General features: G+C 66.8%; 23 protein-coding genes. 12 read left to right on the top strand and 11 right to left on the bottom strand.

The annotated features are described in order from the left end of the window. Positions 1–108 precede the first annotated feature (108 nt). From VSR82_RS11425 to VSR82_RS11450, 6 genes are all read right to left on the bottom strand, one after another. A complete protein-coding gene (locus VSR82_RS11425) occupies positions 109–669 on the bottom strand; it encodes a DUF3280 domain-containing protein (RefSeq protein ID WP_429456959.1) in 561 nt (186 codons plus the stop codon). 4 nt (positions 670–673) lie between these two features. After that, positions 674–1678: a LysR family transcriptional regulator gene (locus tag VSR82_RS11430; protein WP_368586131.1), complete on the bottom strand. Its 1005-nt coding sequence runs from the start codon at positions 1676–1678 to the stop codon at positions 674–676. A gap of 7 nt (positions 1679–1685) precedes the next feature. Beyond that, positions 1686–2462, bottom strand: a complete 777-nt coding sequence (locus VSR82_RS11435; protein WP_429456956.1) for a hypothetical protein — start codon at positions 2460–2462, stop codon at positions 1686–1688. After that, complete coding sequence (locus VSR82_RS11440) at positions 2459–3370, bottom strand: substrate-binding domain-containing protein (RefSeq protein WP_368586129.1); 912 nt, start codon at positions 3368–3370, stop codon at positions 2459–2461. Before VSR82_RS11440 ends, VSR82_RS11435 begins: the two co-directional genes overlap by 4 nt. Positions 3371–3402: 32 nt before the next feature. Beyond that, positions 3403–3822 (bottom strand): c-type cytochrome, encoded by a 420-nt coding sequence (locus VSR82_RS11445; RefSeq protein WP_176120582.1) that lies wholly within the window; start codon positions 3820–3822, stop codon positions 3403–3405. Positions 3823–3987: 165 nt separating this feature from the next. After that, positions 3988–5805: a methanol/ethanol family PQQ-dependent dehydrogenase gene (locus VSR82_RS11450; RefSeq protein WP_368586128.1), complete on the bottom strand. Its 1818-nt coding sequence runs from the start codon at positions 5803–5805 to the stop codon at positions 3988–3990. 418 nt (positions 5806–6223) lie between these two features. Between VSR82_RS11450 and VSR82_RS11455 the strand changes: the two genes are divergently transcribed. The 9 genes from VSR82_RS11455 to VSR82_RS11495 all read left to right on the top strand — a co-directional run bounded on the left by VSR82_RS11455 (position 6224) and on the right by VSR82_RS11495 (position 14308). Then, on the top strand, positions 6224–6622 hold the full coding sequence (locus VSR82_RS11455) for a 4a-hydroxytetrahydrobiopterin dehydratase (RefSeq protein WP_018437330.1): 399 nt from the start codon (positions 6224–6226) through the stop codon (positions 6620–6622). A gap of 283 nt (positions 6623–6905) precedes the next feature. Further along, positions 6906–7931 (top strand): beta-ribofuranosylaminobenzene 5'-phosphate synthase family protein, encoded by a 1026-nt coding sequence (locus VSR82_RS11460; protein WP_498857700.1) that lies wholly within the window; start codon positions 6906–6908, stop codon positions 7929–7931. Positions 7932–8045: 114 nt separating this feature from the next. Further along, positions 8046–8972 carry an NAD(P)-dependent methylenetetrahydromethanopterin dehydrogenase gene (locus VSR82_RS11465; RefSeq protein ID WP_429456950.1) on the top strand — a complete coding sequence of 309 codons (927 nt, stop codon included), beginning with the start codon at positions 8046–8048 and terminating at the stop codon, positions 8970–8972. Positions 8973–8983: 11 nt separating this feature from the next. Then, entirely contained in the window at positions 8984–10204 is a 1221-nt protein-coding gene (locus VSR82_RS11470) for an ATP-grasp domain-containing protein (RefSeq protein ID WP_429456948.1), read from the top strand. Then, positions 10170–11207 carry a methenyltetrahydromethanopterin cyclohydrolase gene (gene mch / locus VSR82_RS11475; RefSeq protein ID WP_498857701.1) on the top strand — a complete coding sequence of 346 codons (1038 nt, stop codon included), beginning with the start codon at positions 10170–10172 and terminating at the stop codon, positions 11205–11207. Before VSR82_RS11470 ends, mch begins: the two co-directional genes overlap by 35 nt. After that, the gene (locus tag VSR82_RS11480; RefSeq protein WP_429456944.1) at positions 11204–12202 is read left to right on the top strand and encodes an ATP-grasp domain-containing protein; all 999 of its coding nucleotides are present in this window, start codon (positions 11204–11206) and stop codon (positions 12200–12202) included. Before mch ends, VSR82_RS11480 begins: the two co-directional genes overlap by 4 nt. Before the next feature lie 5 nt (positions 12203–12207). Then, on the top strand, positions 12208–13098 hold the full coding sequence (locus VSR82_RS11485; protein ID WP_410849797.1) for a triphosphoribosyl-dephospho-CoA synthase: 891 nt from the start codon (positions 12208–12210) through the stop codon (positions 13096–13098). Positions 13099–13283: 185 nt separating this feature from the next. After that, positions 13284–13793 (top strand): formaldehyde-activating enzyme, encoded by a 510-nt coding sequence (gene fae / locus VSR82_RS11490; RefSeq protein ID WP_176107508.1) that lies wholly within the window; start codon positions 13284–13286, stop codon positions 13791–13793. Between the two features lie 137 nt (positions 13794–13930). After that, complete coding sequence (locus VSR82_RS11495; RefSeq protein WP_368586122.1) at positions 13931–14308, top strand: hypothetical protein; 378 nt, start codon at positions 13931–13933, stop codon at positions 14306–14308. Between the two features lie 46 nt (positions 14309–14354). Here VSR82_RS11495 and VSR82_RS11500 read toward each other — a convergent pair whose 3' ends face one another. Beyond that, positions 14355–14861: a dihydroneopterin aldolase gene (locus tag VSR82_RS11500; RefSeq protein ID WP_429456941.1), complete on the bottom strand. Its 507-nt coding sequence runs from the start codon at positions 14859–14861 to the stop codon at positions 14355–14357. Positions 14862–15247: 386 nt separating this feature from the next. On the opposite strand from VSR82_RS11500, the gene VSR82_RS11505 reads away from it, so the two are divergent. From VSR82_RS11505 to VSR82_RS11515, 3 genes are read left to right on the top strand one after another with little or no spacing between them, the layout of a single operon-like run. Continuing rightward, a complete protein-coding gene (locus VSR82_RS11505) occupies positions 15248–17311 on the top strand; it encodes a sigma-54-dependent Fis family transcriptional regulator (RefSeq protein WP_498857702.1) in 2064 nt (687 codons plus the stop codon). Beyond that, entirely contained in the window at positions 17308–17928 is a 621-nt protein-coding gene (locus tag VSR82_RS11510) for a flavoprotein (protein ID WP_429456937.1), read from the top strand. The genes VSR82_RS11505 and VSR82_RS11510 overlap by 4 nt, the downstream gene beginning before the upstream one ends. Further along, positions 17907–19289, top strand: coding sequence for a DUF6513 domain-containing protein (locus VSR82_RS11515; RefSeq protein ID WP_429456935.1), 1383 nt, complete (start codon positions 17907–17909; stop codon positions 19287–19289). Before VSR82_RS11510 ends, VSR82_RS11515 begins: the two co-directional genes overlap by 22 nt. Before the next feature lie 13 nt (positions 19290–19302). Here the strand turns inward: VSR82_RS11515 and rpe are convergent, their stop codons facing one another. The 4 genes from rpe to VSR82_RS11535 are packed head-to-tail and all read right to left on the bottom strand — an operon-like array spanning position 19303 to position 24084. Next, the gene (gene rpe / locus VSR82_RS11520; protein ID WP_410849793.1) at positions 19303–20010 is read right to left on the bottom strand and encodes a ribulose-phosphate 3-epimerase; all 708 of its coding nucleotides are present in this window, start codon (positions 20008–20010) and stop codon (positions 19303–19305) included. A gap of 22 nt (positions 20011–20032) precedes the next feature. Beyond that, positions 20033–21070, bottom strand: a complete 1038-nt coding sequence (gene fba, locus VSR82_RS11525; RefSeq protein ID WP_410849792.1) for a class II fructose-bisphosphate aldolase — start codon at positions 21068–21070, stop codon at positions 20033–20035. A gap of 44 nt (positions 21071–21114) precedes the next feature. Beyond that, on the bottom strand, positions 21115–23166 hold the full coding sequence (tkt, locus tag VSR82_RS11530) for a transketolase (protein WP_429456931.1): 2052 nt from the start codon (positions 23164–23166) through the stop codon (positions 21115–21117). A gap of 45 nt (positions 23167–23211) precedes the next feature. Beyond that, the gene (locus VSR82_RS11535; RefSeq protein WP_498857703.1) at positions 23212–24084 is read right to left on the bottom strand and encodes a phosphoribulokinase; all 873 of its coding nucleotides are present in this window, start codon (positions 24082–24084) and stop codon (positions 23212–23214) included. Positions 24085–24123: the final 39 nt, after the last annotated feature.

Below are 24123 nucleotides of genomic sequence, written 5' to 3' on the forward strand. Positions count from 1 at the left end.
CACGGTTTATGCCGATCGCGCGCGTGGGACGCAAAAGTTAAATCGAATGCGAAAAGTTGGCAGCCTGTCACGACAGCCGGGTACAGACTGTGCCATCGATGCCGCCTATCACGCACCGTTCATCAGCAAGCCGACGAGCGCGCTCGCGCCGCGCCGCCACGAAAGATCCGTGTTGCCGCGTATGTCGACCGAGCGCTGGAACAGCGTCCTGCCGCTCGCGACGTCTTCGATCCGCAGGTTCAGATTGAGAATCAGGTTGCTGACTTTCTGCACCCAGCAGACGCCCACCTGCTCGACGCCCAGCGCACGTCCGAGCTGGCGGGCGCAACCGTCGCAGCTGGTCAGGTCTTGCGCGGCGCCGAGCCGCGTGATCAGCTCCGACGCGCGGCCGTTGTCGGCGACGCGATAACGCTGGCTCGCATCGAGCTGCGCGCGCACCGCATTGCTGACCATCTCGATGCGCGCCGCTTGCGCGCGGTTGGTATCGGCATCGTTGTAGGCGGCGTTATCGTCGATCAGGCCGCAGTTCAGCACCGCGATCGTCACCGGCTCGGCGCGCGCCGGCACGACGCCGACCACGAAGAAGCCGGCAAAGCCCACGCACAGCACAGCCGCGCAACGCACGAACGCGGCCTGGTGAAACGAACGCCATGCACGCAACTCACGCATCGCGCTAACGCTCCGCCCCGACCGGCCGTTTCGCGAACACCCCTGCAAACTGCGCATATTCCTGCTCCAGATGCACCGCCGCATGTTCGAGCAGGAACTGCCGGAACATCACGCTGGTCGGCGAAAGCTGCTTGGTGCGCAGATGCACGATCTGCCACGTTCGTACGATCGGCGTGCCGTGCACGTCGAGCAGCGCGATCTCGCCGGTGCGCAACTCCAGCTGCAGCGTATGCAGTGAGATCAGGCTCACGCCCATGCCGGCCATCACCGCCTGCTTGATCGTCTCGTTGCTGCCGAGCGTGACGGTTTTCGCGGGAGTGAACAGATGCTGCCGAAACATCGCCTCGGCGGCCATGCGCGTGCCCGAGCCCGGCTCGCGCAGCAGGAAGGTGTCGTTGCGCAACTCCTGCAGATCGAAGCGGCGCGCGCCGCACAGCGGATGATGCACCGGCGCGATCACCACCTGGGGATGGCTCGCGAGCGGCTCGGCCGTCGTATCGAGCTCGGGCGGCGGGCGGCCCATGATCGCGAGATCGATCGCGTTGTCCTGCAACATGCGCAGCAGCGCGTCGCGATTGCCGACCGAGAAATGCACGTCGACTTTCGGGTACAGATGCGAGTACATCGCCAGCAGTTTCGGCGCGAAGTAGGTCGCCGAGCTGACGATGCCGACGTTGATCGAGCCGCTGTCGGCCTGCTTCAGCGACATCATCGCGTCTTCGGTGTCCTTGATTTCGCCGAGAATGCGGCTCGCGTGGTGAGTCAGCACCTCGCCCGCTTCGGTCAGCGTGAGCTTGCGCGCGACGCGCTCGAACAGCCGCAGGCCGACCGCCTCTTCGAGCTGATGAATCTGCATCGACACTGCCGGCTGCGTCAGATGCAGCTCCTCGGCCGCGCGCGCGAAACTCGTATAGCGGCTCGCGACGACGAAGATCTGCAACTGCCGCAGGGTCAGCGTGCGAACGAAATTCAGCTTGACCCGGTTCGTCGCGAAGCTCGCGTTCTGCATCGAAAACTCAACGGCTCGCCCGCGGCGCATTCGACGGCTTCGCCGGCACCTTGCCCGATGGCAACTTGTTCAGTGCGGATTGAAAACTCAACGACTCCGAATGCGCCGGATGCGCGAAGTCGTTGTTGGGGCCCGGCACGTCGGTGCGAATCTGCAGGACCTGGCCCGGCACGCCGTCGGCGAGCAGGAAGGTGTAGCGCTTGCCCGTGTATTGCGCGAAGCGCGCCGCGTTCGGATCGTTCAGATAAGGCTGCACGACGATGCGCCGCGCGCTGACCGGCTTGCCGCCGAGCTCGCCCGGCACGCTCTCGATCTGCGGCCCCGCGGCGAGCGCGAGACGCAGACGCTGCTGGAAATAGCGGCGCTGCCCGCCGGTGAGACCCTGCATCTCCGCGATGTCGCGCTCGAGGAAATAAATGATCGCCGGATTGCATTGCAGTCCGCCGATCGGCAGGTTCACGCTGCCGGTGTGGTCGGTCACCTGTGCGTCGCCCTTCGCGTTGTTCTCGCTGACCACCAGCACCTTGACGACGTCGGTGCTGCGCGAGGGCTGCTCCGAATCGATCAGCGCGTAGTCGAGCTCGGTCTGCGCGGCGACGCCGTGCAGATGATCGGTCAGAAAAATCAGCCGCTCCGCCGGCGTGATGTCGTCGCCGCCCGCCGCCGACGCGGCGCTCGCCGGGCTTGCCGCACGGCTTGCGGCCGGCGCGAGGCACAGCACGCACAGCGTCCCCATCAGCGCGGCGCGTGCCGCGCGCAGCCAGGCGCCGCGCGCGCGCGTCATTGGGATGCGTCGCCGGGTTTGCCCGCCGGCGCGTCGACCGGTTTGAGCATCGGCACCTGGTAGGTCGCGAGGATGCTGTCGATCTTGTCGTGATTCGCGCCGATCCATTGATCCACCTTGTCCTTCCAGTCCTTCTCGCCGTAGCGCACGCCCATCGAGATCGTGTAGTCGAAGCGGATGCCGGGTCCCGGCGGGAACGGCACGAGCCTGACCGAATCACCGGCGCGCTTCGCGAAGTAGCCGGCGATCGGCCCCCACAGGAACACCACGTCGACGTTGCCCTCGTGCAGATCGTGTTCGATCATCTGGCCAGGGTACACGCCCGGATCGCCGCTTTGCACCTGGTACGACACCGCCTGGTCGATCAGGTTGTGGCCGAGCAGCCAGTCCACCGCCGGGGTTTGCGAAAAGATTCCGAAACGCAGCTTGTGCAGCTGATCGGGTGGCAGTTTCAGCAGGTCGTCGGGCGTCTTGATGCTCGCGAATTCGGGGCGGTTCGGCAGCACCATCGCGTAGGTCGAGCGCAGATACGGCTGCGTCGTCGACGTCATGTCATAGCCCTTCGGCACGCCGATGATCAGGTCGCAGCGATAGCGCTCGCTGCCCTCCGCCTTCTCGCGCAACGTGTGGCGCACGAAGCCCATGCGCTGCGGAAAGTACGTGTATTCGAGCTTGTAGCCGAAGTCGCTCGCCATCTGGGCGGCGATGCGGTTCTCATAGCCCTCGCCCTTGTCGTTCGACAACGGCATGTTGTTCGGGTCCGCGCATACCCTGAGCACGCCGTCCGCGCCGTCGTTGTTCGGCAGCGCGGGGCCATCCGCCCGGACCGCGGCGCTCGCGAGCGCCGCCCCACACAACGCGGCCGCGATCACGCTGACATGCACGGACATGCTTCTCTTATCACGCATCGTGAGCCTCCGGAAGAATGACGGCGCGGCCGTTAATTCGAGTCGATGGCATGCAGATCGCCCGGCTTGATCTGCCCATCGGAGCGTCCTTTCAGATACGCATAGAGATTTTCCCAGTTCTTCTGCATCATCTGGCTCGTGCTGAAATCGGGCATACCCTTATCCACCCGGCCGCCGAACACGGTGCGATGAAATTCGTTCTTGTCCAGCGTCTTGAACGCGTCGATCAGCGACGGCCCGACCATGCCCTGCTGCTGCGCGCCGTGACAGCGTTCGCAAGCGAGCGCGCGCCACGTCTTCCAGCCCTGCAGCGTATTACTGTCGACCTTGTTTCCGTCGACTACCTTGTACGCGACCTGCGCAATCGAAGGATTGTTCTGCGCGTATCCGACGGGCAGCATGACGAGCGCTACGGGCAACGCGGTGAGCAACAGGATAGATCTGCCTTTCATGCACATGTCTCCATCTGGGAAAAAGCCGCGCCCCGATGCGTTTCAGCGACGCATCCACCAACGGGCGCGATTTGGGGGTAATTCAATGCTTTGGGCGAGGCTGACGGGGCGGCCGTGCCTGTTCAAGCCGCCCCACTGGTTCAGCCTTTCATTTCAGCCGTTCGTTCAGCTCTTTTCGTTAGGAATAGCGAACACGAACAGCGTGCCGCCGAGCGCGGTGTACTTCGCGAGATCCTTGTAGCCGCCGACTGCGCCCAGGCCTTCGGTCGGCTTCTCGAGACCCGCCGCCATGCCGATGCCGGCCCAGCCGCCGATGCCCGAGTACACGCCGACGTACTGCTTGCCCTGATACTCATACGTGAAGACGTTGCCGATGATTCCCGACGGCGTCTTGAAGCGCCACAGTTCCTTGCCGTCCGAGATGCGAACCGCCTTCAGGTAGCCCTCCAGCGTGCCGTAGAACGCGATGCCGCCGCCCGTCGCCAGCACACCCGACCACACCGAGAACTTCTCAGGCTTCGAGTAGATGATCTTGCCCTTGCTCGCATCCCACGCGATGAAGTTGCCCATCGCGTTGCCCTCGTTCGGGCCCGGATACATCGACAGCGTGGCGCCGACATACGGCTGTCCCGACACGTAGTCGACATCGAACGGCTCGTAGTCCATACAGACGTGGTTGGTCGGCACGAGGAACAAGCTCGTCTTCGGATCGAACGCCGCCGGTTGCTGGTCCTTCGAACCGAGTGCCGCCGGGCAGATGCCCTTCACGTTGTGGTCGGACCCGGCCGCCTGCGTCGAGTACGCGGCGTTGCGAATCGGCAGGCCGCTTTGCAGATCGACGCGATCGGCCCAGTTCACCGCCGGGTCGTACTTCTGCGCGACCAGCAGCTGTCCGGTTTCGCGGTTCAGCGTGTAGCCGAAGCCGTTACGGTCGAAGTGCACGATCGCGGGCACCTTCTTGCCGTTGATCGTCAGGTCGGACAGGATCATTTCGTTGACGCCGTCATAGTCCCATTCGTCGTGGGGCGTCATCTGGTAGACCCATTTGGCCGTGCCGGTATTCAGGTCGCGCGCGAAGATCGACATCGACCATTTGTTGTCACCCGGACGTTGCGTCGGGTTCCATGTGCCCGGATTGCCAGTACCGTAGTAAACAAGGTTGAGTTTCGGGTCCCACGCATACCAGCCCCACGTGGTGCCGCCGCCGAGCTTCCACTGATCGCCCTTCCAGGACTTCACCGACGAATCCGCGCCCACCGGCACCATCTGGCCGTTCGAGTACGTCATCGTCTTTTGCGGGTCGAGCAGCATTTCGTTGTCGGGACCCGTGCTGTACGCAGTCCAGACCGGTTTGCCGGTCTTGATGTCGTACGCGATCAGACGCCCGCGCACGCCGAACTCGCCGCCCGAAATGCCGGTCAGCACCTTGTCGCCGAATACGTGCGGCGCGTTGGTGTTGGTTTCACCGGCTTTCGGATTGCCGTTCTGCGCGGTCCACACGACCTCGCCCGTCTTCGCGTTCAGCGCGACGAGCTTGGTGTCGGCCTGCTGCAGGAAGATCTTGCCGTCGCCGTATGCGAGACCGCGGTTGACGGTGTCGCAGCACATCACGGAGACGACCTGTTCATCCTGCTTCGGCTGATACTGCCAGAGGAACGTCTGATCCTTCAGGTTGACTGCAATGACTTTGTTCGGAAACGGGGAGTGGATATACATCGTGTCGCCGATCACGAGCGGCGCGCCTTCATGGCCGCGTAGCACGCCGGTCGACATGGTCCATGCGACCTGCAATTTGCCGACGTTGTTCTCGTTGATCTGTTTGAGCGGGCTGTAGCGGTGATTTGCATAATCGCCCGCCTGGGCCGCCCAGTTGGCCGGGTTTTTCATCAATCCGTCGAGCTGCGAATCGGCCTGCGCAGCCAGAGAGCTAAAGGCTGCGGATGCGAGGATCGCGAGCCCAAGAACTACAGTGCGTAAGTTCATGTCTCCTCCAGAATTGTCCTGCTGTTCAACTCACGAATGACCCACGCTACCTCATCGCATCGTGCGCGCCTTCTCGATTGCAGGTAACGATTAACGCGCTATCCCGATTCGATGTCAGGCTTCGCGACGCATGAACGGCCAACGCATATTCCATGCCGGAATAGCGGCAATATTGCGGCTCTTGCGTGCGCCGGCCCGCCGACCCGGCACGCGCGACCTGTCGCGGCACTCGGGCGTTGCACGCCGATGCTTGCACGGCGGTAAGCTGAAGGGGTTGCGTCACGCGATGCGGCACATACTGTGTCACTTGCGTGATACGAATCGTGTCCTTTGCGAATCACGCGCCGCAGCGCGGGCCTGTCACCTGCATCGAAGCTTCGTTCGGCGAACGATTCGCGCATTCGAGGAGCTAACCGCCATGGCAAACACCGAGCACGTCTATACCGACGAAGAGATCCAGCAACGCCTCGTCGGTCCGTTGCAGCACTGGTATCTGGAAGATGGCTGGCTGCGGCGCAAATACCGCACCGAGGGCTGGAAGGGAACGCTGATGGTGGTCAACGCCGTCGGGCACCTCGCGGAAGCCGCGTGGCATCACCCCGATCTGACGGTCTCGTATGCGTTCGTGATCGTGAAGCTGAAAACGCACACCGCCAAGGGCATCACCGACAAGGACTTCGCGCTCGCAACCAAGATCGAATCGGTGGTCCACTGGCAGCCCGGCCTCGAGGAAGGCCCGCTGGAAGGCACGCCGGCCGACGATCAGCGCTTCCGCTACATCAAGTACGACGCGCCGAAACCCGCGCAAGGCAGTTGACCCGCGCGCCTGCCGCCGCATGAAACAGCGCGTGACACAGTGCGCCTTCGGCGTCACACAGCGTCCATGCAGCGGCGAAACCGGGCGGCGCGCGGCGCGCCGGTTTAGAGATTCCGGTGGGCCGAATCCGCTGCGGCGGCCGTTGCGCGCGCCTGGTACGGCTTTCGCTTGACGTCGCCGGGCGCACTGTCGCTGGAACCCGCGACGCGACACGACGCGTCGCGCACACCCCGCGGCCGAACCCGGTTTCGCGCACCCGCAAGGACACCTGAGGACACACGAGATGCCGCTTCAGCTCCGCCGCCTGCCGCCACGCGCCCCCATCACGATCGATGCGCCCGCGCGGCTGCATCTGGGCTTTCTCGATCCGAACGCGTCGCTCGGGCGCGCGTTCGGCAGCCTGGGGCTCGTCATCGATACGCACGGCACGCGGATTCAGGCGCGGCTCGCCGAACGCGAGCAGATCGGCGGTGTGGCGAGCGAGGCCGAGCGCGCGCGAATTGCGCTGAGTCTCGCGCGGCTGCAGGCTGCCTACGGACCGGCGAGCCTCGCGATCGACGTGCTTGAGGCGCCGCGCGCCCATACCGGCCTCGGCTCAGGCACACAACTGGCGCTCGCGGTCGGTGCCGCGTTCACGCGCCTCATCGGCCAGCCGGCGACGAGCGCCGAGATCGCCAGCCTGCTCGGGCGCGGCGCGCGCTCCGGCATCGGCATACTCGGCTTCGAGTGCGGCGGCCTGCTGCTCGATGGCGGCCCGCCCGGCGATCTGCGCCAGAGCATGCCGCCGCTACTGTCGCGCCAGCCGTTTCCGCAGCCGTGGCGCGTGCTGCTCGTCAGCGACAACAGCCGCGAGGGCTTGCACGGCGCCGAGGAACGCAGCGCGCTCGCATCGCTCGCGCCGTTTCCGCAGCGGCTCGCCGCGCATCTGTGCCATCTGGTGCTGATGCAGATCCTGCCCGGCGCCGCCGAACATAACTTCGCGCCGTTCGCGCACGGCCTCACCGAACTACAGCAGACCATCGGCGAATACTTTGCGAGCGCGCAAGGCGGCGTGTTCGCGAGTCCCGACGTCGAGCGCGTGCTGCGCGCGGTCGCCGCCGAGCGCACCGCCGGCATCGGCCAGACCTCATGGGGCCCGACGGGCTTCGCGGTGCTCGCGAGTGCGCGCGAGGCCGAGCGCGCACTCGCGACCGCGCGCGCCGTCGCGAGCGCGCTGCCGCATATCGAATGCAGCGTCGTCGCGGGCCGCAATAGCGGCGCGGCGATCAGCGACGCCGAGGCGCGCGCGCCGCACATCGACGCCGCATGATGCGCGGCCGCGCTCAGGTCGCCGCTCCGGCCGCCGCTCATCCAATCCGCTGCCACGCGCGGCGCGGCCTTGCCCTGCGCCTTCCCGAGACTGCCACTAAAACGAGCCCCTGCCATGTCAGAAACCATTGAAAGGCCCCACATCCTGCACATGTTCACGGCCACGCCGCAGATGAGTCCGTTCGACGTCAACATGGCCGCCGACGCCGGCTACCAGGTCATCGTGCCGTATTGCAACGTCGAAGCCGGCATGGTCGCGAACCTCACGCAGGACGCGATCTTCTCGCGCGGCCCAAAAGGGGTGTCGCGCACCGGCATCTTCATCGGCGGACGCGACGTGATGCAGGCCGTCGACATGCTCGACACCGCACGCAAGGCGATGGTCCCGCCGTTCGAAGTCTCCGTGTTCGCCGATCCGAGCGGTTCGTACACGACCGCGGCTGCGCTCGTCGCGCTGGTCGAGCGGCATCTGGGCAAGCAGCACGGCGTGGAACTGGGCGGCAAGCGCGTGCTGATTCTCGGCGGTGCCGGCGCGGTCGGACGCATCGCGGCGGCGATCGCCGCGTCGCGCGGCGCCGACGTGACGATCGCGAGCCACACCGACCGCAGTCGCGCGCTCGGCGCGTCGGCCGAACTGAACGAGCGCTTCGGCATCGTCACCAGCGGCATCGGCACCACGACGCCCGCTGAGCTGCGCGGCGCGCTCGCCGACGCGGAAATCGTGCTCGCCACCGCGGTCGCGGGCGTGCAGGTGGTCGGCCGCGACGACCTCGAGCATGCAAAGCGCCTGCTCGTCGCCGCCGACGTCAACGCGGTGCCGCCCGAAGGTATCGCCGGCGTGAACGTGATGAACGACGGCAAGCCGATCGACGGTGTGCCGAACGCGGGCGCGGTCGGCATCGGCGCGCTCGCGATCGGCAACGTCAAGTATCAGGTCGAGCATCGACTGTTCATGCGCATGCGCACCGGCGGCAAGCCGGTCTATCTGGGCTTCCCGGAAGCCTACGACGAGGCCCGCGCGGTCGCGGCCGGTCTCGGCTGAGAGCGGCCGTCATGAAGCCGCACCGGCCGCTCATGCACGCGCCCATCGTCGCGGTCGTCGGACAGTCCGCGCGCCTGCTCGCGCAGTCCGCGGCGCGCGCCGGCCTGCATGTCGCCGCGCTCGATATCTTCGGCGACTGCGACACGCGCGAGGCCGCCGAACTGTGGTTCGACATCGGCCGCAGTGATGGCGCGCTCGGGATCGACCGGGCGCGGCTCGTCGACGCGCTGGCGCGGGTCGCGCGGTTGCCGGGTCTGCTTGGATGGATCTGCGGCAGCGGGCTCGAAGCTTTGATGCCTGAGCTGTGCCGGGAACCCGGCTTGCCGCGCTTTCTCGGCAACGATACCGACGCGGTCGCGGCCGTCCGCGAGCCCCGGCGTTTCTTCGCGCTACTAGACGCGTTGCGCATCGGGCATCCGGCTGTGTCGTTCGAGCGGCCCGCGACGGCCGAGGGCTGGCTGTTCAAGCAGGCGGATGGCTGTGGCGGTACGCACATCCAGCCCGCCGACTCTCTCGACTTGACGAGCGCTTCCGCGCACGGCTACTTCCAGCGCATTGGCCAAGGCCGCTCGCTGTCGGCGCTGTTCATCGGCTCGCACGGCCGCGCGCATCTGATCGGTTTCGCTGAGCAACTCACCTGCGCAATCGGCGATCTGCGCTTCGTGCATGCGGGCTCGATCGGACCGATCGACTTGCCGCCAGCGTTCGTCGCGCGCGTGCAGCAAGCGCTCGACGCGCTCTGCGCAAGCACCGGCCTCGTCGGCATCAATAGCTGCGATTTTTTGTCGGACGGCGCCTCGTTCGACGTGCTCGAAATCAACCCGCGACCTTCGTCGACGATGGCGCTCTACGAAACCGCGTCGCCCGATGCGTGGCCAGCCGGCCTGCTCGCCTGCCACCTCGACGCCTGCCGCCACGGCCGCGCGCCATCGGCCGCGAGCCTCGCGCTCGCCCGCGCGCCGCGCTGGCGCGCCGGCCAGCGGGTGCTGTTCGCGCAGCGGCCGTTCAACGTCTCCGCGGCGTTCTCCGACGCCTGCCTGCGCGATCCGCAATGCCGCGACGTGCCGATGCCGGGCACCCGCATCGACGTCGGGCAGCCGGTCTGCACGCTGCTCGTGCGAGCGGCGTCGGTGGACGCGGTGCGCACCGCGCTCGATGCGCAGCACGAACGCGTCGTCCAACGAATCGAAACCTGCGATGAACCCGACCATGCCTGCCTCCACGCCCACTGAGACTTCCCCGCCCGCCGCGCCGCCGAGCGTGAATGCGCTTTCAGAGCGCCTCGTCGCGCGGCTCCTCGATCAGGCGGCACATCTCGGCGTTGCGCTCACGCGCACACCCGCCGGCACTGTGATCGCCGACGCCGGCGTCGACGCACGCGGCAGCCTCGACGCCGGCGTGCTGATCGCGCGCATCTGCATGGGCGGACTCGGCCGCGTCGCGGTACGCACGAACTTCGACGCCGCGCCGCTGTGGCCGACGATGCTCGAGGTCAGCACCTCGGCGCCGGTGCTCGCCTGCCTCGGCAGCCAGTACGCGGGCTGGAGCCTGTCGGCGACCAAGGAGCAGACCGGCGGCAAGAAGTTCTTTTCGCTAGGCTCGGGGCCCGCGCGCGCGCTCGCGGTCAAGGAGCCGCTATTCGATGAGCTCGGCTATCGCGACCGCCACGAACGCGGCGCGCTGGTGCTCGAAGTGGACCGGTTGCCGCCGCAGGTGGTGATCGACAAGGTGCTGCACGACTGCGGCCTCACGCCCGAACATCTGACGCTGATCGTCACGCCGACACACTCTGTCGCGGGAACGGTACAGGTCGTGGCCCGCGTCGTCGAAGTGGCGCTGCACAAGGTGCACGTGCTCGGCGTGCCGCTCGATGAAATCGTCGCCGGCACGGGCTCGGCGCCGCTGCCGCCGCCCGCGCCCGACGGCATTCAGGCGATGGGCCGCACCAACGACGCGATCCTGTACGGCGGCCGCGTGCATCTGACCGTCCTGCACGACGAAATCGCGCGACGCCTCGCCGACACGCTGCCCTCCGCCAATTCGCGCGACTACGGCCGGCCGTTCGCGGACGTCTTCACGGCAGTCAACTTCGACTTCTATCAGATCGACCCGGCGCTGTTCGCGCCCGCCGAGGTGTGGGTCAGCAGCCTCGAAAGCGGCGCGACCTATCATGGCGGCCGGCTCGACGGCGGCCTGCTGCGCAAACAGTGGGGCGGCGAGCCCGTCGCGCGATGATGATCGCAACGGGCCTGCGCATCGCGATCATGAGCGACGAAACCGGCTGGCACACCGGCCGGCTGAAAAAAGCGTTCCGCGCGCGCGGCGCCGAAGCGCGTTGCGTCGATCTCGCGGATTGCCGCATCGACACCACATGGCTGCCGCACGGCCTCGTGATCCCGGGCTTCGGCCGCACGCTGCCGGATGCGGTGTTCGTGCGCGGCATCGCCGGCGGCACCTTCGAGCAGGTGACGCTGCGGCTCGGCATCCTGCACGCGCTGCGCGAGTCGGGCGTGCCGGTCTACAACGACGCCCGCGCGATCGAGCGCAGCGTCGACAAGTCGATGACGAGCTTCCTGCTGCATCGCGCGGGCGTGCCGACACCAGCCACCTGGGCCGGCGAGTCCGCCGCGTTCGCGCAACGCGTACTGATGCGCGAAGCGGCCGCCGGCCGCCAGGTCGTGCTCAAGCCGCTGTTCGGCTCGCAAGGCAACGGGCTCAAACGGCTCGGCGCGCGCGGCGGGCTGCTCGCGCCGTTGCCGTCGCTCGCGCGTTATCGGCAGGTCGCTTATCTGCAGCGCTTCGTTGCCGGAGCCCGGCCCGGTTTCGACTGGCGCGTGCTCGTGATCGGCGGCAAGGCGGTCGCGGCGATGCGGCGCAGCGGCGGCAAGGGCTGGATTCACAACGTCGCGCAAGGCGCGCGCTGCGAGGCCGCCGAGCTGACGGTCCCGCTCGCGCAGACCGCCGTGCGCGCCACCGCCGCGCTCGGGCTCGACTACGCGGGCGTGGACCTGATCCCGAATCCCGACGACGCCGCGCTGCCGCTCGTGCTCGAAGTGAACGGCGTGGCCGCGTGGCGGGGTTTGCAGTCGGTCGTGCCGCTCGATGTCGCCGCGGCGCTGGTCGACGATCTGCTCGATCGCAAGCTCGCAGCGCAGCGGCGCGCGGACGAGCTAGCCGAGCAAGCCGCTAGCGCCGGGTTGCCTGAGCCGTCTCCGCAGCGCCGGGCTTGAGCGTCATGACCGTCCCCTTCGAGCATGCGCGCGCAGCCTTCCTCGCAGCCTGCGCGCTCGACGTCACCACGCCGAAACCCGGCAACGTCAGCACCCAAAGCCCCGGCCACGGCATGAACGCGGCGCAGTTCCTCGCCAGCGCGGACGCATCGCTCGACGCGCTATTCGCGCCCGGCGCCCGTGTCGGACAGCGCATTCTCGACGCGGTCACACGCACGCGCGCGGCCGTCGGCTGCAATACGAATCTCGGCATCGTGCTGCTCGTCGCGCCGCTCGCCGCGGCTCTCGACGAGACCGGCGAACGGCCGCTGACGGCGCCAGCGTGGCGCGCCGCCGTCGGCGACGTGCTGAGCCGGCTCGACGTCGAAGACGCGCGGCTCGCCTATCGCGCGATCGCGCTCGCCAACCCCGGCGGCCTCGGCGACGCGCCCGAGCAATCGGTCCACGCAGCGCCGACGATCGGCCTGCGCGACGCGATGCGGCTCGCCAGCGAGCGCGACAGCATCGCGCGGCAGTACGCGAACGGTTTCGCGGACCTGTTCGAGACCGGCCTCACCGCCTGCTTCGAAGCCTCGACGCCAGCGCCCGAACCCGCGCCCGTCGATCCCGGTGAAATCGCGATGCTCAATGTGTTCCTGGCGTTCCTGGCCGGCTGGCCCGACTCTCACATTGTGCGCAAGCACGGCCTCGCGCTGGCGCAGAGTGTCACGCTCGTGGCACGCGAACAGCACGCGCGCTGGCGTCAAACGCGACCCGCCGCGCGCCGCACGGCAAGCGATCCGCAGCTCGATGCTTGGGATGCCGAATTGAAGGCCCGCGCGATCAATCCCGGCACCAGCGCGGACCTCGCGGTGGCCACGCTGTTCGTTGCGCGCTGCGTCGAATGGCGCGGTTAACCCTGAATCGTCTGCACTGAACACGCCCCAAACGGGCGCGTCAGCATGCCGGGTGCCAGAACTGGCACGGAACCTGTTAGTTAGTACCGCCGTGCAATCCCGCACCGCTCTCGCGATGCTGATCTGGACACGATCGCGGGCGGCGCCTCGTCAGCAGGTCCATACCTACTCATTGGAGGAACAGAATGGCCAAGATCAACCGCGTCATGATCGGTGAGTCGCTAGTCGGCGACGGCAACGAGGTCGCGCATATCGACTTGCTGATCGGACCGCGAGGTTCGGCTGCGGAAACCGCGTTCTGCAACGCGCTCACCAACAACAAGGACGGCTTCACGTCGCTGCTCGCCGTCGTCGCACCGAATCTCATCACGAAGCCCAATACGATCCTGTTCAACAAGGTGACGATCAAAGGCGCCAAGCAGGCCGTGCAGATGTTCGGCCCGGCGCAGCACGCGGTCGCGCTAGCAGTGGCCGACAGCGTCGAGGACGGCACGATCCCGCAGGAAGAAGCCGACGATCTGTTCCTCTGCGTCGGCGTCTTCATCCACTGGCAGGCGGAGGACGACAAGAAGATCCAGCAGTTCAACTATCAGGCGACGCGCGAGGCCATCAAGCGCGCGGTCAGCGGCGAGCCGAGCGCGGCTGAAGTAGTATCGAAGAAGGGCACCGTCGCGCATCCGTTCGCGCCGAACTGACGGTGCATGGCAGCGCAGGAGACGCGGCGCCGTTCGCGGCCCCGCCTCCTCGCGCATCCCGTCGCCTCGCGGCCGCAAGGCAGGGCCCTCGCGCAGCGGTTCGCGAAGCGGGTTCAATGCTCTCGCAGAGGCATTCAATGACTAATAGATGTCGCGCACTTCTCGCCTTTACCTCGCTCATGCTCGCCGCGCCGCTCGCGTGGGCGAGCGGCTATAACTATCCGACCGAGGGCCGCGTCGAATACGTGCTCAGCTGCATGGACGACAACGGCCACGATTTCGCAAACGTCTACAAGTGCTCGTGCGTGATCGACAAAATGGCCGCATCGTTGCCGTACGACGAATTCGTCGACCAGTCGACCTTCTCGAAGTACGCGACGCTCGGCGGCGAAGGCGGCGCGGAATTCCGCGTCGATCACGCCAAGGCTCAAACCAGGAAATTCCGCGCGCTGCAAACGAGCGCGTACCAGGCGTGCGGACTCGGTCCGCAGAAAACGTCGACCGTGGCGAAATGACGACGGTTCGAGACGCGCCGGGCGTCCGGCGTGCCCGCTCTCTCCGTCAATTCGGCACCAGTCCCTTGCCGAGCGACGCGTAACACGGGAGCCCCACGGCGGGCGCCGGGCCATCGCCGCGACGCCGCTCGATCTGCACGCCGACGGCCGCGAGGTCGGCGAACTTGGCCGGCTTCGCGAGCGACACGCGCACCCAGTGCGCGCCGAAGTCAGCGATCAGCAGTTGCGCGATCGTCTCCGCAAGCGCCTCCAGCAGACGCACGCGATGCGACGCGAATAGCTCGAGCAGCGCCTCGCGCACGGCCGCATAGTTGACCGTATCTTCGATCCGGTCCGTCGCGCACGCGCGGATCGCGGGCACGCCGATCGCCAGATTCACGCGCACCGGTTGCGCAACATGCAACTCGCTGCTGTCGATACCGATGACCGTCTGGCCGATGAAGTTCTCGATGAACACGATGTCGAGGCGCTCGGGCAACGCGCCGGCTTGCGAGCCGGGATTGGCGTCGAGGCTGGAAAATGCGGCAAGGCGAACAGTATCGATACGATCCATGATGGTCTCCGCCGCGGCGCGGCCCAAGATTAAACAGCCTGTGATGAACAGCGAACGATGCAACAGTAGAACAGTGGAACTGCGCGACGCGCGGCACACTCTGTGTCGAAGCTGCGACAGGCATGCAACCTGCAAAACGGTATAACGCATCGCGCATCGAGAAAAGCAAATTCCGGGCACGGTGAGGTAAACCCACAGTCACTTTCTGTTGAACCGATCTTGCATCGAGCGTACAGTTTTAAATATCCGCCTCGTAGCAGGGCCGGTCGCGAGGGAGCAGACGGACCGAGAATCCGCCGCACCAAGGGCAGACAGGCTTGATAAAGCGGCATTCGCAGCGTGCAAAGCCGTCACGCTTCCGAAATGTCGCAACGGAGACAAATCCCATGTCGTTGCTCGCTGACAGCAGTACGCACGTCCGGGAAGTTCTGAACGTGGTCAACCACCAGTTGACCACGCGCCCGACAAGCGAACCCGTAGCTCAGTCGTGGACGCGCTGCATCAACGAATTCCAGCTGGACCCCGCGCGTTTCGTGCCGCCGCCGGTGCTCACCGAATACGAACTCAGCGCGCGCCGTGAGGCGCTCGGCGATCTGATCGCGTGTTCGAAGCTCGAGATGACGACGCTCTATCAGCAGCTCGCCGATCCCGAGCTCGCGGTTGTGCTGGTCGATTCGGGCGGCGTGATCGTGCATCAGGTGTCGTCCGTGCCGTTCGCCGAGGCGGTCGCCGCCGACGGCTTTCGCGTCGGCGCGCTGTGGAGCGAACGCGAAGCCGGCACCAACGGCATGGGCACCTGCCTCGCGGAGCGCGACTGCATCGCCGTCTGTCAGCACGAGCATTTCTATCCGCGCTACACGTCGCTCACGTGCTCGGCCGCGCCGATCTTCGACGACGGCGGCGAAATCGCCGGCGTGCTCGACGTCACGAGCCGCTCGAAGCTGCTGCAGCAGCACTCGCTGGTGCTGGTCGGCATGTCGCGGCAGATGATCGAAAACCGTCTGCTCGATGCGCGCTACCGGCACGCCAACATGATCCATTTCCACAGCCGCCCGGAATTCGTCGGCACGCTGCACGGCGGCAAGCTCGCGGTCGGCGACGACAGCACCGTGCTCGCCGCGAATCGCAGCGCGCTGTTCCAGCTTGGCTTCCGCTCGCTGAGCGAGCTACGCGGCCGGCGTATCGAGGAAGCGTTCAACGCGTCGCTCGAAGACATGATCGCGCGCAGCATTCGCGGCTCGTTCCATCCGGTCACCGTCTACAGCGCGAATGCGACGAACCGCTTTTTCCTCGTTGCGCAGACGCCGCAGAACGGCACCGGGCGCGTGACGCGCGTGATCGTCACCGACTCCGCGATCCGCAGCAGCGCCCCCGAAAAGCACGAGAAACACGACAAGCACGCGCCGGTACCGAAGCTCGACGAAATCGCGCACCTCGAATTCGGCGACCCGCGCATGGCCTCGCAGATCCAACTCGCCGCGCGCGTGATCCAGCGCAAGATTCCGATCGTGCTGCGCGGCCAGACCGGCACCGGCAAGGAAGTCTTCGCGCAGGCGCTGCATAGCATCAGCCCGCACGCCGACGGTCCGTTCGTGCCGGTGAACTGCGCGTCGCTGCCGGAGAACCTGATCGAGAGTGAGCTGTTCGGCTATCGCGCCGGTGCGTTTACCGGCGCGCAGCGCGAAGGACGGCGCGGCAAGATCGTGCAGGCCAACGGCGGCACGCTGTTCCTCGACGAGATCGGCGACATGCCGCTCGTGCTGCAGGCGCGCCTGCTGCGCGTGATCGAGGAACACGAGGTCACGCCGCTCGGCGCCGAGACCACCGTCAAGGTCAATTTCCAGCTGATCAGCGCGAGCCACCGCAATCTGCTCGAACTCGTGCAAAGCGGCCAGTTCCGCGAGGACCTGTATTACCGGCTCAAGGGCGTCGAGCTGAATCTGCCGGCGCTGCGCGAGCGCGTCGACAAGCTGCCGCTGATCCATCATCTGCTCGCCAACGAAACCGACGATCCGCCCGAGCTGACGCCGGAAGCCGAACACGCGCTGCTCACTTATGCGTGGCCCGGCAACATCCGTCAGCTGCGTCACGTGTTGCAGATGGCGATTGCGCTGTCAGACGGCGAGCCGATCCGTTGCGAGCATCTGCCGCCCGAGGTCACGCAACGCACCTCGGCGGTCGACCTGCCGACCGCGCTGCGCCTCGCGAACGCGGACATGGACGGGCATCTCGCCGACGAAGCGGACATTTCTTCGCTGAACGCGATCCAGCTGAACGAGCGCGAGACGGTGCTGTCGCTGCTCGACGAGCATCGCTGGAACGTCAGCAACGTCGCGAAGGCGCTCGGCATCAGCCGCAACACGCTGTACCGCAAGATGCGCCGGCTGCACATCCGGCTGTCGCACGAAGGCTCGCCGCCGGACGGTATGCCGCTCGATCTCGACGCATGACCCAGCCGTCCCCTAACGAGTCAGCGCCGAAGGCCGCCCGCGATCTCGCCGACTTCAAGCCGGATGCACGCTTCGCGTGGTGCGTGACCGGCTCCGGTCACATGCTCGAAGAATCGATCGCGCTCGCGCGGCGCTTGCCGCGCGTCGATCTGTTTTTGTCCGCGGCGGCCGAGGAAGTGCTGCCGCTCTATGGCTGGCCGCTCGACAAGCTGCGCGAACAGTTCCGGGTGCTGCGCGACAACAGCGCGAGCGGCGTACCGGTCGGCATGCTGTATCACGGCGTCTATCACACGGTCGTGATCGCGCCAGCCACCAGCAACACGGTCGCCAAATGCGCTTACGGCATCTCCGATACTCTGCCGACCAACATGTACGCGCAGGCCGGCAAACAATGCATCCCCGGCATCGTCTTTGCATGCGACACCGAACCGAGCGTGATCACGCATAGCCCGGACGAATGGGTCGAACTGCGGCCACGGGCGATCGAACTCGACAACGTCGAGCGTCTGGCACGCTTCGAATACACGACGCTCGCGCGCTCGCTCGACGAACTCGAAGCGGCGCTCGCCCAACGCCTCGCGACCCTCGATCTCGCATGGACCACATCCTCTTCCTGACCGGCCGGCTTGCCGAACCGAGCCTGCGGCGCGTGCTCGACGGCATGGCGCCGGCGCCGTTCAGTTGGGAGGTGCGCGAAATCGGCCTGCAGGTCGCCGCGTTGATGACCGCCGACATGATCCAGCGCCGCTTGCCCACCCCGCTCGCCGCGCAGCGCGTGATCGTGCCGGGCCGCTGCCGCGGCGATCTCCACGCGCTGAGCGCGCACTTCGGCGTGCCGTTCGAGCGCGGTCCCGAGGAGGTCAAGGACCTGCCGCAGTTTTTCGGCCACAAGGCGAAGCCGTTCGACCTGAGCCGCTACGACACGGAGATTTTCGCGGAGATCGTCGATGCGCCGCGGCTCGACCTCGACGGCATCGCCGCAAGGGCGCGCGAGTATGCGGCCCAGGGCGCGGACGTGATCGACATCGGCTGTCTGCCGGACACGCCGTTTCCGCATCTCGAAGACGCAGTACGGCGCCTGAAGGCCGAAGGCTATCGCGTCAGCGTCGATTCGATGCGCAACGACGAACTGCTGCGCGGCGGCCGCGCGGGCGCCGACTATCTGATGAGCCTGAACGTCGACACGCTTTGGATCGCCGACGAAGTGCCGTCGACGCCGATCCTAGTCGCGCGCGAACCCGCTGACGCCGCCTCGCTCGACGCCGCGATCGACGCGCTAACCGCGCGCGGCCGCGCGTTTCTCGCCGATCCGATTCTCGATCCGATTCCGTTCGGGCTGGCCACGTCGATTGCGCGCTATGTGCGCTTGCGCGAGCGCTATCCCGACATCGCGATCATGATGGGCATCGGCAATGTGACCGAGTTGACCGAGGCGGACACGAGCGGCATCAACGCGGTGCTGCTCGGCATGGCGGCCGAATTGCGCGTTGGCGCGGTGCTGACGACTTCGGTGAGTCTGCATGCGCGGCGCGCGCTGCGCGAAGCCGATATCGCGCGCCGCGTGATGCATGCCGCACGCGATGCGCAAGTGCTGCCGAAGGGCATCAGCACCGAGCTTGCAACGGTCCACGCGAAACGGCCTTTTCTGTACAGCGCCGAAGAAATCGACGAATTCGCGCGCGCCGTGCGTGATCCGAATTTCCGCGTGCAGATCAGCGCCGACGGCATTCACGTGTACAACCGCGACGGCCATCGACGCGGCGACGATCCGTTCGCGCTGTACCCGCAGCTGAACCTCGAAACCGACGGCGGCCACGCGTTCTACATGGGCGTGCAGCTTGCGCGCGCGGAAATCGCGTGGCGGCTCGGCAAGCGCTTCGATCAGGACCAGCCGCTCGACTGGGGCTGCGCGGTCGACCGGCCTGAGGAAGATCTCAGCGTCTGGTGCGGGCCGGGCGAGACGATGAAGAAGCGCTGAACCTGCCGCGCCGTCACTGCATGGCCGCTACGGCCGCGGGTTCGTCGACGGTAGCCAGTTCGCCGCGCATGCCGCGAATCGCCTGCGCGCGATCGCTCGCGCCGAACACGGCCGATCCCGCAACGAACACATCGGCACCCGCCGTGGCGACACGCGCGATGTTCGACGCCTTCACGCCGCCGTCCACTTCGATCAGCAACGGCCGCCCGGTGCGCTGCATCGTCGTGTCGACGCGCTCGCGCAGCCGCCGCAGCTTATCGAGCGTCTCGGCAATGAACGCCTGGCCGCCGAAGCCCGGATTCACCGACATCACCAGCACGACGTCGAGCATCTCCAGCACATGATCGAGCACCGTGAGCGGCGTCGCCGGATTCAGCGCGAGCCCCGCGCGTGCGCCGTGCGAGCGGATCAGCTCGATGGTCCGATGCACGTGCAGCGTCGCCTCCGGATGAAAACTGATCAGGTTCGCGCCCGCCTCGGCAAACGCCGACACCAGCGGATCGACCGGCGTGGTCATCAGGTGCACGTCGAACGGCAGCGACGTGTACGGCCGGATCGCCGAGCACACGAGTGGCCCTACGGTCAGGTTCGGCACATAGTGGTTGTCCATCACGTCCAGATGAATCCAGTCCGCGCCGGCCGCCGTTACGTCGCGAATCTCGTCGGCGAGGCGGGCAAAATCCGCCGACAGCAGCGACGGAGCAATCAGGAATTCGCGCATTGCGTTCTCCGTACCAGTGGCGTCAGTGATAGCGGCTCGCCATCGTGTCGAGCGGCAGCGGCTTGATGCGCGCCGCCTGCCCCGCGCAACCGAACGCTTCGAAACGCTCGATGCAGATCGCGCTAGCCGCGGCGGTGGCCGCCTTCAGGGCCGCGCGCGGATCGAACTCGGAGCGCGCATTGGCGAGCGATTTGCGCATCGCGCCGCTCATCGCGAGACGGATGTCGGTGTCGATATTGACCTTGCGCACGCCGTGCGCGATGCCGCGGCGGATTTCGTCGACGGGCACGCCGTAGGTGGTCGGAATCTCGCCGCCGTATTCGCGGATCACCGCGAGCCATTCCTGCGGCACCGACGACGAACCGTGCATCACCAGATGCGTGTCGGGAATGCGCGCATGGATATCGGCGATCCGGTCGATCGCGAGGATGTCGCCAGTCGGCTCGCGGCTGAACTTGTACGCGCCGTGCGAAGTGCCGATCGCGATCGCGAGCGCATCGACGCCGGTCGCGTCGACGAAGCGCCGCGCTTCGTCGGGGTCGGTCAGCAGGTGCTCGCGCGTCAGCTTGCCTGCTGCGCCGACGCCATCCTCCTCGCCTGCCGTGCCGGTTTCGAGCGAGCCGAGACAGCCCAGCTCGCCCTCCACCGACACGCCGACCGCATGCGCGGCGTCCACCACGCGCCGGCTCACGTCGACGTTGTAGTCGTACGCGGCGGGCGTTTTCTGGTCGGGCAACAGCGAGCCGTCCATCATCACCGACGTGAAGCCCGAGCGGATCGCCTGCTGGCACACCGCGGGGCTCGCGCCGTGATCCTGATGCAGCACGAGCGGAATGTCCGGGTGCGCTTCGAGCGCGGCGAGCACCAGATGGCGCAGGTACGGCTCGCCCGCATACTTGCGCGCCCCGGCCGACGCCTGCAGGATCACCGGGCTATCGGTGGCCTCGGCCGCGCGCATGATCGCGTGAATCTGCTCCATGTTGTTGACGTTGAACGCGGGCACGCCGTAGTCGTGTTCGGCCGCGTGATCCAGCAGTTGCCGCAGGGTGATGAAGGCCATTGCGTGCTCCTCGATATGAAATGAAATCTTGTCGAGCGGCGTGCTCAACGCGCGCGGTCCGCGACGCGCCGCGCTGCGTCGATCACCGCCTGCGCGTTCAGCCCGAAATGCTCGAACAACGCGGCGGCCGGGGCCGATTCGCCGAACGTATCGATGCCGACCACGCCGCCGTCGAGCCCGACGTATTGCCGCCAGAACGCGCGCACGCCCGCCTCGATTGCGACACGCGGCACGCCCGGCGGCAGCACGGCGTCGCGCCAGGCGCGCGGTTGCCGGTCGAACGCGGTGGTCGATGGCATCGATACGACGCGCGCGGCGATGCCGGCGGTCGCGAGCGGCGCGATCGCGTCGAGCGCGAGCGACACTTCCGAGCCGGTGGCGATCAGCACGACACGCGCCGGTTGCTCTTGCCCTCCGTCATCGAGCCAGTCGCGCAACACATAGCCGCCCCGCGCAATCGCGGCGATCTGCACGGCGGAGCGCGTGACGAAACGCAGGTTTTGCCGGCTCAGCAACAGACACGACGGTCCTTCCCGCTCCACCGCGCTGGCCCACGCCTGCGCGGTCTCGACGGTATCGCACGGACGCCAGACGTCGAGCCCCGGAATCAGCCGGAGGCTCGCCGCGTGTTCGACCGCCTGATGCGTGGGCCCGTCTTCACCGAGGCCGATCGAGTCGTGCGTGAACACGAAGATCGAGCGCGTCTTCATCAGCGCGGCCATGCGCAACGCGTTGCGCGCGTAGTCGGAGAAGGTCAGGAAGGTGCCGCCGAACGGCAGATAGCCGCGATGCAGCGCGATGCCGTTCATCACCGCGCTCATGCCGAACTCGCGCACGCCGTAGTGCACGTAGTTGCCGCCGCGTAAGCCGTTTTCATCGCTGCGCACGTCGATCGCGCCCGGCCAGTCCGTCAGGTTGGAACCGGTCAGGTCGGCGGAGCCGCCCAGCAGCTCCGGCAGGCTGCGCGCGAGTGCGCCGATCGCCTTTTGCGAAGCCTTGCGCGTCGCGATCGATTCCGCCGCGCAATCCGCATCGCGCAGCAGCGCGCGAACCGTGTCGTACCAATGCGCGGGCAAGCGGCCCTGCACACGCCGCTCGAATTCGGCGGCCTCCACCGGATAGTGCTGGCGATACGCATCGAAACGCGCGCGCCACTCGGCTTCCGCGGCGGCACCGCGCGCGCTCGCGTCGAAGTTCGCGCGAATCTCGTCCGGAATCTCGAACGGCGGATGCGGCCAGCCGAGCGCGCGGCGTGTGCGTTCCACCTCGTCGGCGCCGAGCGGCGCGCCGTGCACGTCGTGCGTGCCGGCCTTCGACGGCGCGCCCTGGCCGATCACCGTGCGGCAGCAGATCAGCGTCGGCCGGCCGGTCGCGCGCGCCGCGAGCAACGCGCGATCGACCGCATCGACGTCGTGGCCGTCCACCTCGCGCACCACATGCCAGCCGTAGGACGCGAAACGCGCGGGCGTGTCGTCGGCGAACCATTGCGCGACGTTGCCGTCGATCGAGATGCCGTTGTCGTCGTACAGCACCGTCAGCTTATCGAGCTTCAGCGTGCCCGCGAGCGACGCCGCTTCGTGGGAGATACCCTCCATCAGGCAGCCGTCGCCGGCGAACACATAGGTGCGGTGATCGACGATTCCGTGCCCGGGCCGGTTGAACTCGCGTGCGAGCAACGCCTCGGCGAGCGCCATGCCGACGCCGTTCGCGAGCCCCTGGCCGAGCGGTCCGGTGGTCGTCTCGACGCCGGGTGTGACGCCCACCTCGGGATGCCCCGGGGTTTTGCCGTGCAACTGGCGAAAGCGCTTCAATTCGTCGATCGGCAGGTCATAGCCCGTCAGATGCAGCAGTCCATACAGCAGCATCGAACCATGTCCGTTCGACAACACGAACCGATCGCGGTCTGGCCACGCGGGATTGCGCGGGTTGTGCTTCAGATGCCGGTCCCACAACGCGACCGCGATCTCGGCCATGCCGAGCGGCATGCCGGGGTGTCCCGACTTCGCGGCTTCCACCGCGTCGATTGCGAGCATGCGCAGCGCGTCGGCCATCGGGCGCGCGGCGGGTGCGTCAAGCGGTTGCGCGACTGCGCTCATCGAAATTCTCCTTGCGAAACGAACGTCGGCAGGGCAGCGTTGTGCTCAAGCGCGCGAGCGCCGGTCGATCAGTTGCAGGATCATCGGCGTGAAGATCAGTTGCATCGCGAGCCCCATCTTGCCGCCCGGCACGACGATCACGTTCGGGCGCGACATGAACGAGTCGGGCAGCATCGTCAGCAGATACTGGAAGTCGATGCCCTTCGGCCGCGCGAAGCGGATCACCACGAAACTCTCGTCCGGCTGAGGAATCTCGCGGGCGGTAAACGGATTCGACGTGTCCACGGTCGGCACGCGCTGGAAGTTCACATGCGTGCGCGAGAACTGCGGGCAGATGTAGTTCACGTAGTCGGGCATACGGCGCAGGATCGTGTCGACCACCGCTTCGTGCGTGTAGCCGCGCATCGTCTGGTCGCGGTGCAGCTTCTGGATCCATTCGAGATTGATGATCGGCACGACACCGATCAGCAGATCCGCATGCCGCGCGATGTTGACCTTGTCGGTCACCGCGGCGCCATGCAGCCCTTCGTAGAACATCAGGTCGCTATTGGCCGCGACGTCTTCCCACGGCGTGAAGGTGCCGCTGTCCTGCTTGTACAACTGCGCTTCGGCCGCGTCGTGCACGTAGCGACGAAACTGCCCGCCGCCGTTTTCGCCGTAGCGCGTGAACAGGGTTTCGAGTTCTTCGAGCAGGTTTGCTTCCGGCCCGAAGTGACTGAAATTCGGCACGCCGTCGCGTTCGCGCTCGTGCATCGCCGCGCGCATGCCGTTGCGGTCGTAGCGATGGAACGCGTCGCCTTCGACGATCTGCGCATTGATGTGCTCGCGTCTGAAGATATGCATGAAACTCTTCATGACGGTGGTGGTGCCCGCGCCGCTCGAGCCGGTCACCGCGATGATCGGATGTTTGACTGACATACGTTTGTCTCCGGATGACTGGTTCTTCGTCTCGTGAGC

Source organism: Burkholderia sp. JPY481 (assembly GCF_038900515.1).
GTDB classification, from domain to species: Bacteria; Pseudomonadota; Gammaproteobacteria; order Burkholderiales; family Burkholderiaceae; genus Paraburkholderia; species Paraburkholderia youngii.

Bases quoted from the DNA above. Each gene is read 5' to 3' on its own strand.
- VSR82_RS11425 (WP_429456959.1), bottom strand. From the start codon at position 669: ATGCGTGAGTTGCGTGCATGGCGTTCGTTTCACCAGGCCGCGTTCGTG.
- VSR82_RS11480 (WP_429456944.1), top strand. From the start codon at position 11,204: ATGATGATCGCAACGGGCCTGCGCATCGCGATCATGAGCGACGAAACC.
- VSR82_RS11485 (WP_410849797.1), top strand. From the start codon at position 12,208: ATGACCGTCCCCTTCGAGCATGCGCGCGCAGCCTTCCTCGCAGCCTGC.
- VSR82_RS11460 (WP_498857700.1), top strand. From the start codon at position 6,906: ATGCCGCTTCAGCTCCGCCGCCTGCCGCCACGCGCCCCCATCACGATC.
- VSR82_RS11455 (WP_018437330.1), top strand. From the start codon at position 6,224: ATGGCAAACACCGAGCACGTCTATACCGACGAAGAGATCCAGCAACGC.
- rpe (WP_410849793.1), bottom strand. From the start codon at position 20,010: ATGCGCGAATTCCTGATTGCTCCGTCGCTGCTGTCGGCGGATTTTGCC.
- fba (WP_410849792.1), bottom strand. From the start codon at position 21,070: ATGGCCTTCATCACCCTGCGGCAACTGCTGGATCACGCGGCCGAACAC.
- VSR82_RS11440 (WP_368586129.1), bottom strand. From the start codon at position 3,370: ATGCGTGATAAGAGAAGCATGTCCGTGCATGTCAGCGTGATCGCGGCC.
- tkt (WP_429456931.1), bottom strand. From the start codon at position 23,166: ATGAGCGCAGTCGCGCAACCGCTTGACGCACCCGCCGCGCGCCCGATG.
- mch (WP_498857701.1), top strand. From the start codon at position 10,170: ATGAACCCGACCATGCCTGCCTCCACGCCCACTGAGACTTCCCCGCCC.
- VSR82_RS11500 (WP_429456941.1), bottom strand. From the start codon at position 14,861: ATGGATCGTATCGATACTGTTCGCCTTGCCGCATTTTCCAGCCTCGAC.
- VSR82_RS11505 (WP_498857702.1), top strand. From the start codon at position 15,248: ATGTCGTTGCTCGCTGACAGCAGTACGCACGTCCGGGAAGTTCTGAAC.
- VSR82_RS11510 (WP_429456937.1), top strand. From the start codon at position 17,308: ATGACCCAGCCGTCCCCTAACGAGTCAGCGCCGAAGGCCGCCCGCGAT.
- VSR82_RS11470 (WP_429456948.1), top strand. From the start codon at position 8,984: ATGAAGCCGCACCGGCCGCTCATGCACGCGCCCATCGTCGCGGTCGTC.
- fae (WP_176107508.1), top strand. From the start codon at position 13,284: ATGGCCAAGATCAACCGCGTCATGATCGGTGAGTCGCTAGTCGGCGAC.
- VSR82_RS11535 (WP_498857703.1), bottom strand. From the start codon at position 24,084: ATGTCAGTCAAACATCCGATCATCGCGGTGACCGGCTCGAGCGGCGCG.
- VSR82_RS11515 (WP_429456935.1), top strand. From the start codon at position 17,907: ATGGACCACATCCTCTTCCTGACCGGCCGGCTTGCCGAACCGAGCCTG.
- VSR82_RS11445 (WP_176120582.1), bottom strand. From the start codon at position 3,822: ATGAAAGGCAGATCTATCCTGTTGCTCACCGCGTTGCCCGTAGCGCTC.
- VSR82_RS11495 (WP_368586122.1), top strand. From the start codon at position 13,931: ATGACTAATAGATGTCGCGCACTTCTCGCCTTTACCTCGCTCATGCTC.
- VSR82_RS11430 (WP_368586131.1), bottom strand. From the start codon at position 1,678: ATGCAGAACGCGAGCTTCGCGACGAACCGGGTCAAGCTGAATTTCGTT.
- VSR82_RS11465 (WP_429456950.1), top strand. From the start codon at position 8,046: ATGTCAGAAACCATTGAAAGGCCCCACATCCTGCACATGTTCACGGCC.
- VSR82_RS11450 (WP_368586128.1), bottom strand. From the start codon at position 5,805: ATGAACTTACGCACTGTAGTTCTTGGGCTCGCGATCCTCGCATCCGCA.
- VSR82_RS11435 (WP_429456956.1), bottom strand. From the start codon at position 2,462: ATGACGCGCGCGCGCGGCGCCTGGCTGCGCGCGGCACGCGCCGCGCTG.